Origin of the sequence: Bradyrhizobium amphicarpaeae (assembly GCF_002266435.3) — a bacterium.
Classification (GTDB): Bacteria; Pseudomonadota; Alphaproteobacteria; order Rhizobiales; family Xanthobacteraceae; genus Bradyrhizobium; species Bradyrhizobium amphicarpaeae.
In genome coordinates, this window is record NZ_CP029426.2 from 5,389,886 (window position 1) to 5,406,233 (window position 16,348).

The window sequence follows — 16,348 nt, forward strand, 5'->3', positions numbered from 1 at the left end:
TCAGGCGAAATAGTCCATCGGATGCGTGGCCGCGTCCTTGCGCCAGGCGAGATCGGCGGCGCCCGCATTGGTGCCAAACGCTGACATCTCCTGCCGCATCAGCGCGAGGAGTGCGGGCGACTGATCCGTCCCCACTCCGGTCACGACGTGCCCGGCCCAACTGTCCGCGTCGGCGCCAGGGTGCGAGGGACCGGCAGCGCCCGTCGCCGCCGGCTTGTCCGGCCTCGTCATCGCATCCATCGCGCGCCAGAACTGCTCGCCGATCGAGGGCGCGGGATTCGCGGACAGGATTTCGAGTGCCGAGGCCAGCGTCTGGGCCGAGCTTGCGGTGATCGCGGTAAGCGGTTGAGGCGCCGTCGCCTGCGTCAATGCGGCATCGGCGTAGTCCATCGTGCGCCCATCGGTTCGGGTGTAGCTCCCGCGATTGACGATCACGGTGCTGCCGAACTCCCAGGACGCTTCCGTCGCCGATGCCGAAAGATTGATCGAGCGAACGCCCGCGGCCGTCAGCGACAGTATCTCCCCGTCCTGGGCAGCTCCGTCACCATTGCGGTCCTGCCACAGATTGAAGTCGGAGAAGCGAACGTCGTCGGCCGACAGCATTCCGTCGCGGTTGCCGTCGAAGGCACGCAGCCCTTCGAGATCGGAGCGGGCGCCCGCCACATCGTCGGCGAAGCTCAGCTCCGAAATGCCGCTCACGGTTCCGTTGCGGTCGCGGTCGAGGAACAGGAAGGCTTCCGTGGCCCCGATCCAGCTGGTGTCGTCAGCCGTGCCGTCGCCATCGATGTCGAACCTCGCCGAGGACTGGCTGGCCGTTCTGGTTTCCACTCCGAGTCCGTCGAGATCTAGGATGATCGGCGCTGCCAGCGTGACCGTTTCACCGTTGCGGAAGATGAGCCTTTCGATGCTGGTGAGCGTATCGACACCCTCGCTGCCATTCGCCGAGGAATTGTCGGTGACCTGAACCGACCCCGCCGACGTGACGATCGAATAGGTCGACATCACACCGTTGTAATAGGCAGTGTCGGTGCCGTTGCCGCCATTGATCGTGTCATTGCCGGCCATGCCCCAGAACGAGTCGTCGCCGTCATTGCCGTTCAGCGTGTCGGTGCCGACGCCGCCGGCCAGACGGTCCGCGGCAGCGCCTCCGGTGATGACGTCGTTTCCACCGGCGCCATAGATGCTGTTCGGAGCGACCGCATCGCCGAGCAGCGTCTCGGAGCTGGCGGTCCCCACGACCCAGCCCTCGAAGGCGTTGGAGATGGTGAGGCTGACGGTGGCGGTCGCCGTCGCGACGCCATCGCTGATCGTATAGGTGAAGCTGTCGGCCCCTTCGTAGCCGAAATCGGGCGTATAGCTGACGCCTTGCCCGTCGATGACGACGATGCCCTTGGGCGCCGTGCCGACCGAGACGATGGTCAGATTGTCGCCATCGACATCGACGTCGTTCGAAAGCAGGCTTGCGCGCGCGATCGCGAGCGTGTCGCCATGTGTCACGGAGAACGGACCGTCATTGGCCGCGACCGGCTTGTCGTTGACAGGCGTGATCGTCAGGGTGAACACGTCGCTGGCCGTAAGCGTGCCGTCGCTGGCGGTGACCTCAATGTCGATCGCGCCGTTGAAATTGAGCGGCGGCGTGCCGGTGAACCTGGTGCCCGTCAGCGTCAGCCAGGACGGCAGCGGGCTGCCATCCGCCAGCGTGGCAGTATAGGTGAGCGCGTTACCGTCGGCATCGGTGAATCGACCGGCCGGGATCGTGAACGAGACCGCGGCGTCCTCAGCCGAGTTGACGTCGGATAGCGGCACCGAAACGACTGGCGGGTCGTTCACCGGCGTGATGGTCAGCGCGAAGATATCGCTCGCTGTGAGCGCACCGTCGCGAGCGGTGACCTTGATGCTGAGCGTGCCGTTGTAGTTCGCCGGCGGCGTGCCGGTGAAGGTGGTTCCGTCGAAGCTCAGCCAGGCCGGCAACGCAGCGCCGGTGGACAGCGTCGCCGTATAGGTCAGATTATCGCCGTCGACATCGGTGAAGCTGCCGGGCGGGATCGCAATCGCCAGCGGCGTATCTTCCGCCGACGACACGTCGGGCAGCGGCACGGAGAGCACCGGTGCGTCGTTCTTCGGCGTGATGTTGAGGGTGAAGACGTCGCTAGCCGAAAGCGAGCCGTCGCTCGCGGTGACTCTGATGTCGATGGCACCGTTGAAGTTGAGCGGCGGCGTGCCGGTGAACTTGGTGCCGGTCAGCGTCAGCCAGGACGGCAGCGCGCTGCCATCCGCCAGCGTCGCCGAATAGGTCAACGCGTTGCCGTCGACGTCGGTGAAGCGGCCGGTCGGGATCGTGTAGGAGACCGCGGCATCCTCCGCCGAATTGACGTCGGACAGCGGCACCGCAACGACCGGGGCGTCGTTCACCGGCGTGATGGTCAACGCAAAGGTGTCGCTGACCGCCAGCGCGCCGTCACGCGCCGTGACCTTGATGTTGAGCGTACCGTTGTAGTTCGCCGGCGGCGTGCCGGTCAACGTCGTGCCATCGAAGGCGAGCCAGGCCGGCAGCGCAGCGCCGGTCGAGAGCGTCGCCGTGTAGGTCAGCGTATCGCCGTCGACATCGGTGAAGCTGCCGGCGGGAATCGCGATCGACAGCGGCGTATCCTCCGGCGACGTCACGTCGGGCAGCGGGACGGAGAGCGCCGGCGCATCGTTCTTCGGCGTGATCGTCAAAGTGAAGACGTCGCTGGCCGAGAGCGTACCGTCGCTCGCGGTGACCTTGATGTCGATCGCGCCATTGAAGTTGAGCGGCGGCGTGCCGGCGAACTTGGTGCCGGTCAGGGTCAGCCAGGAAGGCAGCGCGCTGCCGTCCGCCAGGGTCGCCGAATAGGTCAACGTGTTGCCATCGACGTCGGTGAAACGGCCGGCCGGGATCGTGTAGGAAACCGCGGCATCTTCGACCGAATTGACGTCGGACAACGGCACCGCCAGCACCGGGGCGTCGTTCACGGGCGTGATCGTCAGCACGAAGACGTCGCTGGCCGACAGAGCGCCGTCACTGGCCGTGACCTTGATGCTGACCGTGCCGTTGAAATTGGCCGGCGGCGTGCCGGCGATGGTGGTACCGTCGAAGGCGAGCCAGGCCGGCAGCGCGGCCCCGCTGGAGAGAACGGCCGTATAGGTCAGCCGGTTGCCATTGACGTCGGTAAAGCTGCCGGCCGGGATCGCGACCGAGACAGCGGTGTCTTCCGGCGAGGAGACGTCGGGCAACGGGATCGCAACCACAGGCGCGTTGTTCACCGACGGGATTGTCAGGCGGAACACGTCGCTGGCCGTGAGCGACCCGTCGCTCGCGGTGAGCTTGATGTCGATCGCGCCGGTGTAGTTGGTGGGCGGCGTGCCATTGAAGGTCGCGCCGTCGAAGGCCAGCCACGTCGGCAGCGCGCTGCCGTCGGCCAGTGTTGCCGACAGGGTCAGCGTGTCGCCGTCGAGATCGCTGAAGCTGCCGGCCGGGACAGGGATCGTGACGCGGACGTTCTTCGGCGAGACGATATCGGCCAGCGGCTGCGCCAGCACCGGCGCGTCGTTCACAGGCGCGATGGTCAGGCGGAATACGTCGCTCGCGGTGAGCGTGCCGTCGCTGGCGACAACCTTGATGTCGATCGCACCATTGTAGTTCGACGGCGGGGTACCCGTGAATGTCGTGCCGTCGAAGCTGAGCCAGGACGGCAGCGCGCTGCCGTCGGCCAGCGTCGCGGCATAGGCTAGCGTATCGCCGTCGACATCCGCAAAGCTCCCGGCCGGGATCGTGATCGAGACCGGAGAATCCTTAGGCGACGACACGTCGGCCAGTTGTTGTGCCACCAGCGGCGCATCGTTCGCCGGCGTGATGGTCACGCGGAAGACGTCGCTCGCCGCCCGCGCACCGTCACTGGCCGTGACCAGGATGTCGAAACTGCCGTTGAAATTCTCCGGTGGCGTGCCGGTGAAATTCGTGCCGTCGAAGCCGAGCCAAGACGGCAGCGCGCTGCCGTCGGCCAGCGTCGCCGAATAGGTCAGCGGATCGCCATTGGGGTCGGTGAAGCTGCCGGCGGGAAGCGCGATCGAGAGCAGCGCGTCCTCGGACGAGGACACATCAGCCAGCGGCACCGACAGCACCGGCGCGTCGTTAGCCGGGGCGATCGAAACCAGCAGTTCGCGCACGGTCTGTGCGGCGCCGTCGGACGCCGAGATCTCGAGCTGGATCGCGCCGTTGAAGTTGGCGGGCGGATCGCCGCTCAGCAGGCGCGTCTGCGGGTCGTATTGCAGCCAGGCCGGCAACGCCGTGCCGTCCTTGCCGCGGATTTCGATCAGCAGCGCGTCACCATCGACGTCGGTGACGAAGCCGGCCGGCAGGGTCACGGCGAAGTGCTGATCCTCGATCCCCTTGAGCACGGGAACGGCGAAGATGACGGGCGCGTCGTTGACCGCCGCCACGTTGATATTGACCCGTGTCGTCGCCGCCAGGCCGGTCGAATCCTCGATCTCGTAGTCGAACCAGGCCGGTCCGTTGAAATCGACGTCCGGAGTGATCTGAAGCTGGCCGAAGCCGAGATCGGTGACCGTCACGCCCGAGGTCGCCACGATCCGGGTCAGCACGAACGCCTGCTGGTCGGCATCGCTGTCGTTGGCCAGCAACTGGCTCGCAAACAGCGTCAGCGGCGAATCCTCGCGCATGTCGATCGCGTCGGGGCGCGCGACCGGAGCGTCGGCCACCGGCAGCACGTTGATCGTGACGGTGGTCGAGACCGCGAAATCCTGCTCGTTCTTGACCGAGTAATGCAGCACCAGCTCGCCGTTGAAGTTTGCGGCCGGGGTGACGCGATACTTGCCGTTCGCGAGCAACTCGGCGCCTTCGAGCCCGACGAAGGTCAAGGTCGATCCTTCAGGCGCAAAGTCGTTCGCCATCAGCGCGGCTGGATCGATGTCGATGAAGCCGTCTTCGAGCACCTCGAAGCCGGCATCCGACACCGGAATCGGCAGCGGCACGTTGGGCGCTACCAGCAACGTCGCGAAGCCGACGCTGGAGGCACCATGGCTGTCAGTGACGCGGTAGTGGAAGCCGGCATCGCCGATATAGCCGGCGTTCGGCGTGAAGACCGCGGTCGAGCCGACGCGAACCACCGTGCCCTGGTCGCCGTCGAAGATTTCGACGATCTCGAAGCTGTCGCCCTCTACATCGCGGTCGTTGGCGACCAGCGCGGCGAAATCGATCGTGATCGCCTGGTCCTGCGTCGTCCTGAACACGCCCTGGGGATCGTTGGCGGTTCCGGCGCCGTCCGGATTGGCGATCGGCGCATCGTTCACGGCGGCGACGTTGAACGTCACGGTCCCGGTCGAGGTCTTGCGCCCGTCCGAGATTGTGTAGCTGAAATTGACCGCGCCGCTGATGTTCTCGTTCGGAACGAACTGCCAGCGTCCGTCGGGCAGCTCGACGATGCGGCCATTGCCGGCGCTGCGCGACAGCGACTGGAACGCGATGGTGTCGCCATCGGCATCGCTGTCGTTGCCGAGCAGATCGGCGGTCGTGAACTCGAACGGCGTGTCCTCTTCGGTCGCGAACATGTCCGTCGCGGCGATCGGCGCGCGGTTGGTCGAGGCGACGTTGACCTTGACCTTGCCGGTGCTCGAGCCGTTGGTGTCGTCAGTGACGATATACTCGAACGACGCGACGCCCTCGAAATTGTGGTCCGGCGTGAACACGATATGGGTGCCGTCGAAGCTGACGGTGCCATGCGTGGCGTTGGCGACATCAACGAACCGGATCGGGTTGTTGTCGACGTCGTAGTCGTTGGCGAGCAACGTCGCCGGGTCGATCAGCAGCGGCGTGTCCTCGATCGCCGCGACCGTATCCTCAGCCGTGGTCGGCGGATCGTTGACGGCGGCGACATGCACCACGGCCGAGCCGGTCGAAGGACCTTCGTGGTCGTCGGTCACGACATAGCTGAAGCCGTCATCGCCGGAGAAGGCATCCGCCGGCGTATAGACGACGAACGCCCCGGAATTGCCGTCGAAGCGCTGGTTCAGGATCGCGTTCTGGCTGTCACCGCCGAGCGTGCGCGTGAAGCGAATGTCGAGGCTCGAGGCGAACGCCAGCGGCACGTCGCCCGAGAGCGTGCCAGTCGCGCTGTCGATGGTGAGCCAGTCCGGCAGCGCCGAGCCGTCCGCGAGCGTCGCGCTCCAGATCGCACCGTCGAATTGGCCGAGGCCGGCCGGCGGCGCAATATTGGCATGGGCGAGCTCGACGACGAGCGAACCGTTGGCCGGCTGCCCCAGCGACAGAATCCGCAAGGCATCGTGGTCGCGGTCGAAGTCGTTGCGCAGCAGGTCGGTCACTGCGAAGCGCGTGGTTTGTCCCTCGCGACCCGTCAGATTGTCGATCGCCGTGTCCGGCCGCTCGCGCGTTGGCCTGACGTCGTAGAAGATCAGCGCCGGAGTGCCGGAGACGCCGCCCTTCTCGTCGGTCGCGTCATAGCTCAGAACCACCGTGCCGTTGAAGTCGGTGGGCACGGTGACGTTGATCTGCTCGGGCGAGACGACCGTGGAAACCGGGAACGGTGCAATCTTGAAGGTATCGTCAACCACGGCTTCGGTGATGATCGACATCGCCGGATGGCCGTTGCCTGCGGCGATATCGAGGCGGACCGGGACCGCGCCGACCCAGTTGGCCGGCGGCATGCCTGAGAAGCTGAAGGTGGCGGGGTCGAAGCTCAGCCAGTCCGGCAGCGGCGCACCGCTCTCCCGGGTCGCCGTGATCGCGCCGGCGCCCTTGAGGTCGAGCGCGAACAAGCCCTGGCCGGCGAAATAAGAATCGCCTTCCAGCGCCTGGTTGATCGCCGTCATCTGGGTCGCGAGATCTCCATGCGGATCGACGACGAATTCCAGCGTGAAGCCCCGATTGCTCGACGCATAGGTCCCGTCGGGAAGCACGCGCGGTGCCGGCGTGAATACGACCTGCAGGCGCGCCAGTTGCGAGTCCGCATCCGGCGCGAAGCCGCTCAGGCCGACCGTGCGCGTCGCGGCGCCGAAGGACAGCCAATCCGGCAACGGGCGGCCCCCGATGATCGAGGCGGAAACCGTCCCGCTCCTGGTGTCGAGCAGCGCGATCTCGCTGTCATAGGTCACGCCGGCCGGCAGCGCGGCCGGATCCAGCGTCATGCTATCGGTGAAGGTCCTTGGATTGCCGCCGCCTGCGGCCGGATGCGTGAAGGTGAGCTGGACGCTAATGGGATCCGTCGTCCCCTCAGGCGGCGTTCCCGTGAACCGCAGCGTCTGGGCGTCGAAGCCGAGCCAGGACGGCAGCACGGAGCCATCGGCGAGCTCAGCCGTGACGGTCGTGTCCGCATCGAGATCGGACGCATCGAACTCGTAGTCGACCACGAAGGCGGAGCGGATCTCATAACCCTTCAGGACGTCGGTCCCGGCATCGAAGCCGCCGGAGATGTCGCCGGCCGTCAGCTCGAACCGCGTATTGAAGATCCGTCCGTTGGAGGGATCGCGCAGCCAGACGTCGACGGAGAGCGGGTCCATTCCGGCCGGCGGCGATCCCGCAAAGCGCATGGTGGCGGGATCGAACTGCAGCCAGGACGGCAGTGCCGAGCCGTCGGCCAGCGCCGCGCTGACCTCGTAACCGGCCGAGAGATAGCGGTGGTCGACCACGCCAAGCACGGTCGATCGCTTGAAGAACAGCACGTCGCCGTCCGCATCGAGGTCGTTGCCGAACGCCTCGGCGGGAATCACGAACAGCGGACCGTCTTCCAGGCCGCTGACATTGTCGTTGCGCAAGATCGGAGCTTCGTTGCGCGGCAGGACCGTGATCGCGACATAGGCGGACGAGGCGCCGCCATGACCGTCGCTGATCGTGTACTGGAAGCCGGCGGTGCCGTTGTAGTCGGGCGTCGGCCGGAACTCGATCATGCCGTCGTCGCGCAGGCGTACCTTGCCGCCATCGGCGAACCGGGCGATGCTCTCGAGCACCAGCGTGTCGCCGTTCTCGTCGGTGTCGTTGGCCAGGATCGTCGCCGGGTCGATCACGAGGATCTGGTCCTCGAGCGTCCGGTAACCGTAGTCGTTGTAGGCCTTCGGCGGGTCGTTGAGCGGCTTGACCTTGAAGTCATAGGTCAAGGTCGCCGCCGCGCCGCGCGCGTCGATCACGTCGTATTCGATGCTGGCCTGGCCGAGGGAGGCCGGCGTGAAGGTGATGGTGCCGGTCGCCTGGTCGAACACCAGGCTGCCATTGTTGGCGGGATTGTTGTCGAGACCGCCATGCAGGCCGACGAAGGTGAAGCTGTCGCCCTCGATGTCGTAGGTGTTGGCCATCAGGTCGGCGACCGTGACGGTGGTATCCTGGCTAAGACGGATCCAGCGATAGGTGTCGCGATCGCGCGGTGCGTCGTTGACCGGCGAGATCGAGATTTCGACCTTGGCGGTCGAGGTCGCGCCGCTGGCGTCGGCCAGCGTGTAGACGAACCCTGCTGCGCCGAAATAGTCCGGACGCAGCTTGAACTGGATGTAGTCGCCATCCAGCCGCGCGGACACATTGCTGGCCTCGTACTGGTAGTCGGGGTCCTTGTAGCTGTCGATCGCCTGTCCGGACAGGTTGGTCAGCGGCGCGATCGAAACGATGTGCAACCCTTCCAGACTGGCGTCGCCGTCGACGTCGAAATCGTTGGCGAGCAGCGTATCGATCCGGATCCGCAGGATCTGGTCCTCGACGCCATAGACCAGCGCATCATCCACCGCAGTCGGCGCGTCGTTGACCGGCGCGAGATCGACCTCGACCCTGGCCGTGGACTCGCGGCCGAACTGGTCGCGCACGGTGTAGTTGAAGAAGGCATCGCCGTTGTAATTCGGCGCACCCAGGAATTCGATCTTGCCGTCCTCGCGCACGTGCACGGTGCCGTTCACCGCGTTGCCGACGCCCGCCAGCGTCAGATTGACCGCGCTGTTGGCGTCGTTGGCGAACAGGGTCGCCGGATTGATCACGACCGGCTCGTCCTCGACGCCGAGATGGACGATGTCGTCGGCGGCATTGAAGCGGCCGAGTTGCTGCAGCTGATCGATGCGGTCGCGATCCCAGACCGTGCCGTTAGAGAACACGACCTCCTCGATGCCACTCTGGGCGCCGAGGAAGTGGTCGGTGACGCGCACGGTATCGATCAGGAAGCCGTCCTGCCGCTCGAATTCGAGCAGGAGGTCGTTGCCCTCGCGGATGACGGAGACGTCCTTCGGCGCGATCGCCGACGACAACACCAGACGATCGGTGTCGGTCCCGGCACCCTGCTCGGTGATGACGTCCTGGCCGTCGTCGAAGCCGAACACGTAGGTATCCGAACCGGCCCCGCCGGCGATGGTGTCGTTGCCGCGAAGGCCCTCGAACCGGTCGTCGCCGGCGCTGCCGGTGAACTGGTCGTTCCAAAGCGATCCGACCAGCATCTCGATCGAAGTGAGCTGGTCGCCGGCCGCCTCGCCGGCGGTGCCGAGGCCCGTCGCCAGATCGACCGCGACGCCCTCGTCAGCCCGGCTGTAATCGGCAATGTCGAAGCCGCCGCGTCCGTCGATGATATCGGCGCCGCGGCCGCCGCGGATACGGTTGTCGCCGGCGTCACCCCGGATCGTATCGTCCTGGTACGAGCCCTGGATGATCTCGATCCCGGAGAAGGTATCGCCGAGCGCGTCGCCGCCGCCGGCGGCGCCGTTGGCCATGTCGACGGTGACCCCTTCCACCGACAGCGTGTAGTCCGCAGTATCGATGCCGTCGCCGCCGATCAGCTGGTCCGCGCCGCGGCCGCCGATCAGGGTGTCGTCGCCGGCATTGCCGATCAAAATGTCGTCGCCGCGACCGCCCGACAGGATGTTGGCGAGCGCGTCGCCTTCCAGCGTGTCATCGACATCGGTGCCGGTCAGGTTCTGGATATTGGTCAGGACGTCGCCTTCGGCATCGCCACCGTGGGCGGAGCCTGAGGCCAGCGAGATCGACACCCCGGTCGCGCCGAAGCTGTAATCGGCCGTGTTGGTGCCGAGGCCGCCGTCGAGCAAATCGGCCCCTGCCCCGCCGGTCAGGACGTCGTCGCCCGCGCCGCCGAGCAGGATGTCGTTGCCGCCGCGTCCCTCCAGGAGGTCGTTACCATCGCGGCCTTCGAGCCGGTTGTCGGCGGCATCGCCGCCCAGTTGATCGGCATATTGCGAGCCGACCAGCGCCTCGATGCCGATATAGGTGTCGCCTTGCGCATAACCGCCCTGGCCGACGCGCGATTCGAGGTCGGCGCGCACGAGGAAGTCGGAGTTCTCGAAGCTGACGGTATCGTAGCCGTCGCCGCCGGTGATGCGATCCGCGCCGTCGCCGGCGTCGATCCAATCGTAGCCGGCCCCTGCATCGATCTGGTCGTCGCCGCTACCGGCCTCGATCCGGTCGTTGCCGCCGCCCCCCAGCACGAAGTCGTTGCCGCCGAGCGCCTGGATCAGATCCGCGCCCTCGGTGCCGACGAGGTAGTCGGCCTTCGCCGTCCCGCGCAGCAGGCCGTTATAGCTGTCGGCCACCGACGCCATCGCAAAGCCGGTGTCGGTCGCACCATCGGTGTCGGCGATGCGGTACTCGACCGCGACCTGGCCGGTAAATCCGGCCGGGAAGTGCACGACGATGAACTTCTCGCCGTTCCAGTCGACCACCTCGGCGGTGCCACGGGGCACGCGCTGGCCGAGCGCAAGCGCGTCCGCATCGTAGACGCCGTCGACGCCGACGAAGGTCGGGCGAGCGCGGTTCGGGTTGTCGAGGTCGTCGTCGATCACGCCGTCGCCGTCATGATCGGCCTGCTCGATGTCGTAGTCGTTCTTCAGGAGATCGCTGACGCGCAGCACCAGCGGGGCATCGAGCGGCGTGACGAAACCTTCGTCTTGGCCGACGGTCGGATCGTCGTTGGTCGGGACGATGACGATGTCGACATAGCCTTCCGCCGAGCCGTCGGCGTCGTCGGTAACCCCGTAGACGAAACCGGAGCTCTGGCTCGCGTCGCGGTTCGGCGTGAACACCAGATTGCCGTCGGCGTCGAATTCGATCGTACCGTTCAGCTTCTGGCCGGCATCGCCGCCGAACACCAGCGCATCCGCCGTCGTCGACAGGCGCCAGCCCAGGAAGCGGAGCGTGTCGCGGTCCACGTCGATATCGTTGGCGAGCAGCGTCGCGATCGGAATGACGGTGGGGATATCCTCGTTGACGTAAATGACGTCGCGATGCGCGACCGGCGGCGCATCGCCGACGTTCTCGAACCACATCGTGACGGTGGCGCCGTCAACTGCGCCTTCATTGTCGGAAATCAGGTAGCTGAACGTCGCCTCGCCCCAGAAGTCGGCGTCGGGCGCGAAGATGATCGTGCCGTGGTCGGTGACTTCAATGTCGCCATGCACCGCGTTGCCGGCGCTCTCGAACTGCACCGCGAAGCCTTCGATATCGCCGTCGTTCTTGAGCAGCTCGAGGATCGGGATTTCGATCGCGTGGTCTTCGGTGCCGCGCAGGATCGGCAGGCTCTGGTCGGTGTAGCTGTCGTTGCGGGCATCCGGCAGGTCGTTGACCGGCTGATAGGCCAGCGTCGCGCGGGCCCAGGCGGTTCCGCCATGACCGTCGTCGACCTGATACTCGAACCATGCATCGCCGTTGAAATTGGGTGTCGGCGTGAACAGGACGGTGTTGTTCTCGAGCAGCACGGCGTTGCCGCCATGGCTGTTACGGACGGCGGTAAGCGTCATCGTCTCGCCGTCGTGCTCGATGTCGTTGGCGAGCAGCCGATCGGCGCCGATCACGATCGGATTGTCCTCGCGGATCGGATCGCCGTTGTCGGTCGTCTCGAACCGATCGTCGTGCAGCTCCGGCGGATCGTTGACCGGCGTGACCGTGAAGTTGACCCGGCCCGTCGAAGTCGCTCCGCTGGTGTCGGCGACGACGTAGTCGAAGTAAGCGTTGCCCCAGAAATAGGCGCGCGGGGTCACATGGATCAGGCCATCGTCGCCGATCGTCACGGTAACGTCAGCGTTGGAGATCACCGATTGAACCGCGAGCCCGTCGTGATCGATGTCGGTGTCGTTGGCGCTCAACGTGCTGGGATCGAGCGTGAAGCCCGTGCTCTCGAGCGTCGCTTCGACCGTATCGTCATGCGCCACCGGCGCATCGTTGACCGCCGTGACCTGGATCGTCACCTTGGCCTCGGCCCGGCCGCCTTCGGGCGTGTTCGCGACATAGCTGAACTCGGCCGTGCCGTTGAAATCGGCGTTCGGCGTGAAGGTGATGTTGCCGTCGCTGGCCAGCGCCACCGTCCCGTTGACGGCTTGATAGACCTGACCGACGATCATGCGGTCGCCGTCGAGGTCGTTGGCCAACAGCCGCTCGACGCGGATCACGAGCGATCCGTCCTCCGCGACGGTGAAGCCCGTATCCGGGTAGGCGGTTGCGACTGGGCGCACCTTGAGATCGACCGAGGCCGTGGCGAAGCCGTTATGGCCGTCGGAAATCGTGTAGCTGATCGAGGCGGAGCCGTAATACCTGTTGGTCGCGGTGTAGTGGATATTGCCCTGACCGTCGATCGTGGCAACTCCGGAACTGCCGGCATCGACGCCGACGATCGTCAACGCGTCGCCATCGGCGTCGAAGTCGTTGCGGAGCAGATCGGTCGCCTTGATGACGAGCTCGACACCTGTGGTGACCGAGAAGAAGCCGTCGCCCAGGGCCGTCGGGGCACGGTTGCCCAGCAGCTCCCGCAGGGTCTCCTTGGTCCAGATCACGCCGTCGGAGAAGACGTAGCTCTCGATGCCCTTGGCATCGGTCGAGAGCGCATCGAACACTGTCAGGCTGTCGGCGCTGTTGCCGGTGAAGCGGATGACGACGGCATCCGAGCCCCGATAGAGCTGTTCGACACGGGCTTCCGTCGAGGTGAAGTCGGCGATCTGGATCCGGTCGGTGCCTCCCGTTCCGGAATCGACGACCGTGTCGTTGCCGGCCCCGCGCCCGAACAGATAGAGATCGTCACCGGCAGCGCCCGAGAGCAGGTCGTTGCCCGCCCGCGCGGCGAAGGTGTCGTTGCCGTCGAAGCCGTAAACGTTGTCATTGCCGCTGCCGTCGATATCCGACAGCGCGCGGGCGCGCATCGCGTCGCGGTTCCAGACCGTGCCGTCGGCGAAACGGACCGACAGGCCGAACACAGGATTGTTGGACGGGCTGAGGGCGTCGATCAGCACCACACGATCGCCGGCGACCGCGAAGGACAGCACGAGATCATTGCTGTCGGGACCGGCGCGGACGGCGGAAACGATGTCGGCGACGTTGTAGTCGGTCAGGCTCAGGACGTCGGTGCCCTTGCCGACCGCGTTGATCCGGTCGTCGCCATCGCCGCGGCGATAGAGATAGGTGTCGTTGCCATAGCCGCCGTCGACGAGGTCGTTGCCCTTGCCGCCCATCAGCGTATCGGCGCCGTCGGTGCCGATGACGATGTCGTTGCCGTCGGTGGTGAGGCTGGCGAGGATCGCCAGTTTCATATCCGCGACGGTGTACTGCGTACCGTCGGCGAGCCCGATCGTCTCGACCCCGGCAGAGCTGGCGGCAAGCGCATCGACGATGACGATCTGGTCGGTCGTCCCGGCAAAGCGGATCGCGACATCGTCGCTGTCGGCGGCGATGCGGTGGAAGCTGATCTCGGCGGCGGAGTAGCCGCTGATCTCGAGCCGATCGGCCGTAGAAGACGCCTTGTCGTTGATGACGTCGCTGCCGTCGCCGCGGGCGAAGCGGTAGGTGTCGTTGCCGGCACCGCCGGACAAATGATCGTTGCCGAGACCGCCGATCACGACGTTGTTGCCGGCATCGCCGGTCAGCACGTCGTCGGCGAAGCTCGGCGCGCGCGCGATCAGATCAGAGGTGCTCCACACCGTGCCGTCGGCAAAGCGGATCGATTCGATGCCGCCTGCGCCGAGCGCACCTTCGATGGTGACGCGGGCGCCGGTCGATTTGACGATCAGCGTGAAATCGGCCCCGTCCTCGCTCTGCGACACCGTGACATCGTCGGGGACGATATCTGCCGCCAGCAGCAGCGTGTCGTTGCCGGCCGTGTCGGCAATGCGGTCGTGGCCGCCATGGGCTGCAAAGCGGTAGGTGTCGTCGCCGGCGCCGCCCTCGAGGCGATCGCTCCCGGTGCCGCCGTCGAGGTCATCGGCCCCGCCATTGCCGATCAGCAGATCGTCGCCGGCACCGCCGGCCAGCGTATTGTCGAGATCGTCGCCGCGAATGACGTCGTTGACGTCAGTCGCGGTGCGGGCGAGTGCGATCAGGGTCGACGCCGTCCAGACCGTGCCGTCGGCGAAGGTGACGCGCGAGACGCCCATGTCCGGCGTCGCAGGAGAGCCGAGATCGACACGGTCACCGGTGCCGATGATCTCGAGCACCAGATTGGCGGGCCCGCGCACGGCGCGGATATCGCTCACCAGAATACCGGCCGCGAAACTCACCGTGTTGATACCCGAGCTATCGAGAATGACGTCCTGACCGTCGCCACGGGCGAACACATAGGTGTCGTCGCCGCCGGCTCCCTGCATCACATCGTTGCCGGTGCCGCCGATCAGCGTATCTGCTCCCGCGCTGCCTTGCAGCGTGTCGTTCCCCGCCTTGCCGTCGAGGGTAACGGAGTTGCCCTGGAAGCTCGCGGGGACCGCAAGCATATCGTCGCCGCTCGATCCCTGCAGGGACCGCGTCAGCACGTCGTCCCAGGTCCAGTTGGCGCCATCGGCGAAGGCGATCGTCTCGATGGCGCTGGCACCGTCGAGCGCGCCGGTCACACGAATGCTGCCGCCCTCGTTGTTGATACGTAATTCGACGTCGCGGCCGATCTGCACGACGCTGACATCGGCAGCCACGATTCCCGCGGCGAATTCCAGCCGGTCGCTGCCGCCGAGATCGGAGATCGTGTCGCGGCCGTCGCCGCGCGCGAAGCGATAGACGTCCGTGCCGGTGCCGCCGAACAGTCGGTCGTCGCCCTGGCCGCCCTCGAACACGTCGGTGTCGGTCGCGAAGCTGCCGTCGCCGTAGCCGGTAATCACGTCATCGCCGGAGCCGCCCGACATGATGTCGCTGCCGCCGCCGCCGACGATCTGATCGTTGCCTTCCTGGCCCGCGATCAAATCGTTGCCGAGGCCGCCGTCGATGAAATCGCTGTCGGCGCCGCCAGCCAGCCGGTCATTGCCGCCAAAGCCGCTGATGACGTCGTTGCCGCCATTGCCGAAAATGCGGTCGTCGAGCGCACTGCCGTTGAGGACGTGGCCGGCATCGTCATCATTGATGCTGATCGAATTGTCGATCGCGATTGGAACGCCGTCGAAATTGGCCGAGGTCAGCGTCGTCGCGTTGACGCCGAGCAGGCGCACCAGCTCCTGGTCGGGCCCGGACGACGCCCGCATCATGACGACCGCGTCGCTGCCCGATTGCGCCAGGAAGATGCTGCCGCCCTCGAACGGATTGGGATTGCTGGTCATCAGGCGAATGACGTCGCCGCCGGCGCCCGCCTGGAAATCGGTGATGACGTCGGCGACGATGGGCGTCGCGCCCTGCCGCACCGGCAGGTAGTAATAGGTGTCACGCCCGGCACCGCCGGTCAGCGTGTCGACGGAACCGTCGGCGGAAAGGTCGCCGAACTGATCGTTGCCGGCACCGCCCGACAGGATGTCGGCCCCCTCGCCGCCCTTCAGATAGTCGTCGCCCATACCGCCCGTGAGCACGTCATCGGTGGCACCGCCGACCAGGAACTCGCCCGTGATGGCGACGTCCTCGACCAGACGGCCGCGCACGTCGGCAAGCGACAGCGTGACTCCATCGGCAGCGATCTCGAAGGCATCGACGAGATCGGTGACGCCGCTGCCGAGGCCGTTGCGCACGATGATGCGATCGGCGCTGCCGGCGAAGCGGATGACCAGGTCCTGGCCGACTGCACCGAAGCGGATCTGCGACAAGCCATAGCCTTCGATCCGCAACGTATCGTTCGTGTCGTCGCCGCCGTCGGTGATCGTGTCGTTGCCGTCACCGGCCGCGAAGACATAAGTATCGGCACCGGCGCCCCCCGACAGCGCATCGTTGCCGAGGCCGCCGACCAGACGGTCGTCTCCCGTCCCGCCATTGAGCGTGTCGTCGCCCGCGCCGCCGAGCAGCAAATCGTTGCCGCCGAGGCCGGAGAGAGTGTCATTGCCGCCGCGCCCGTCGAGGCGGTTCACGTCGCTGGTTCCGGTCATGGTATCGGCGGCGTCCTCGCCGATGTATGACTGATCCCTCAGATCGTTGATCGTCCAGACGGTGCCGTCG

1 protein-coding gene (only partly in view) is annotated in these 16,348 nt (G+C 66.3%); it reads right to left on the reverse strand.

Annotation, left to right across the window (positions count from 1 at the left end):
• Positions 1 to 16,348, reverse strand: partial view of a tandem-95 repeat protein gene (locus tag CIT40_RS25420; protein WP_094891167.1) — the end only. The gene runs 16,361 nt beyond the window's last position; 16,348 of the gene's 32,709 nt are visible here — the last part of the coding sequence; the start codon falls outside the window, past its right edge; the stop codon is at positions 1 to 3.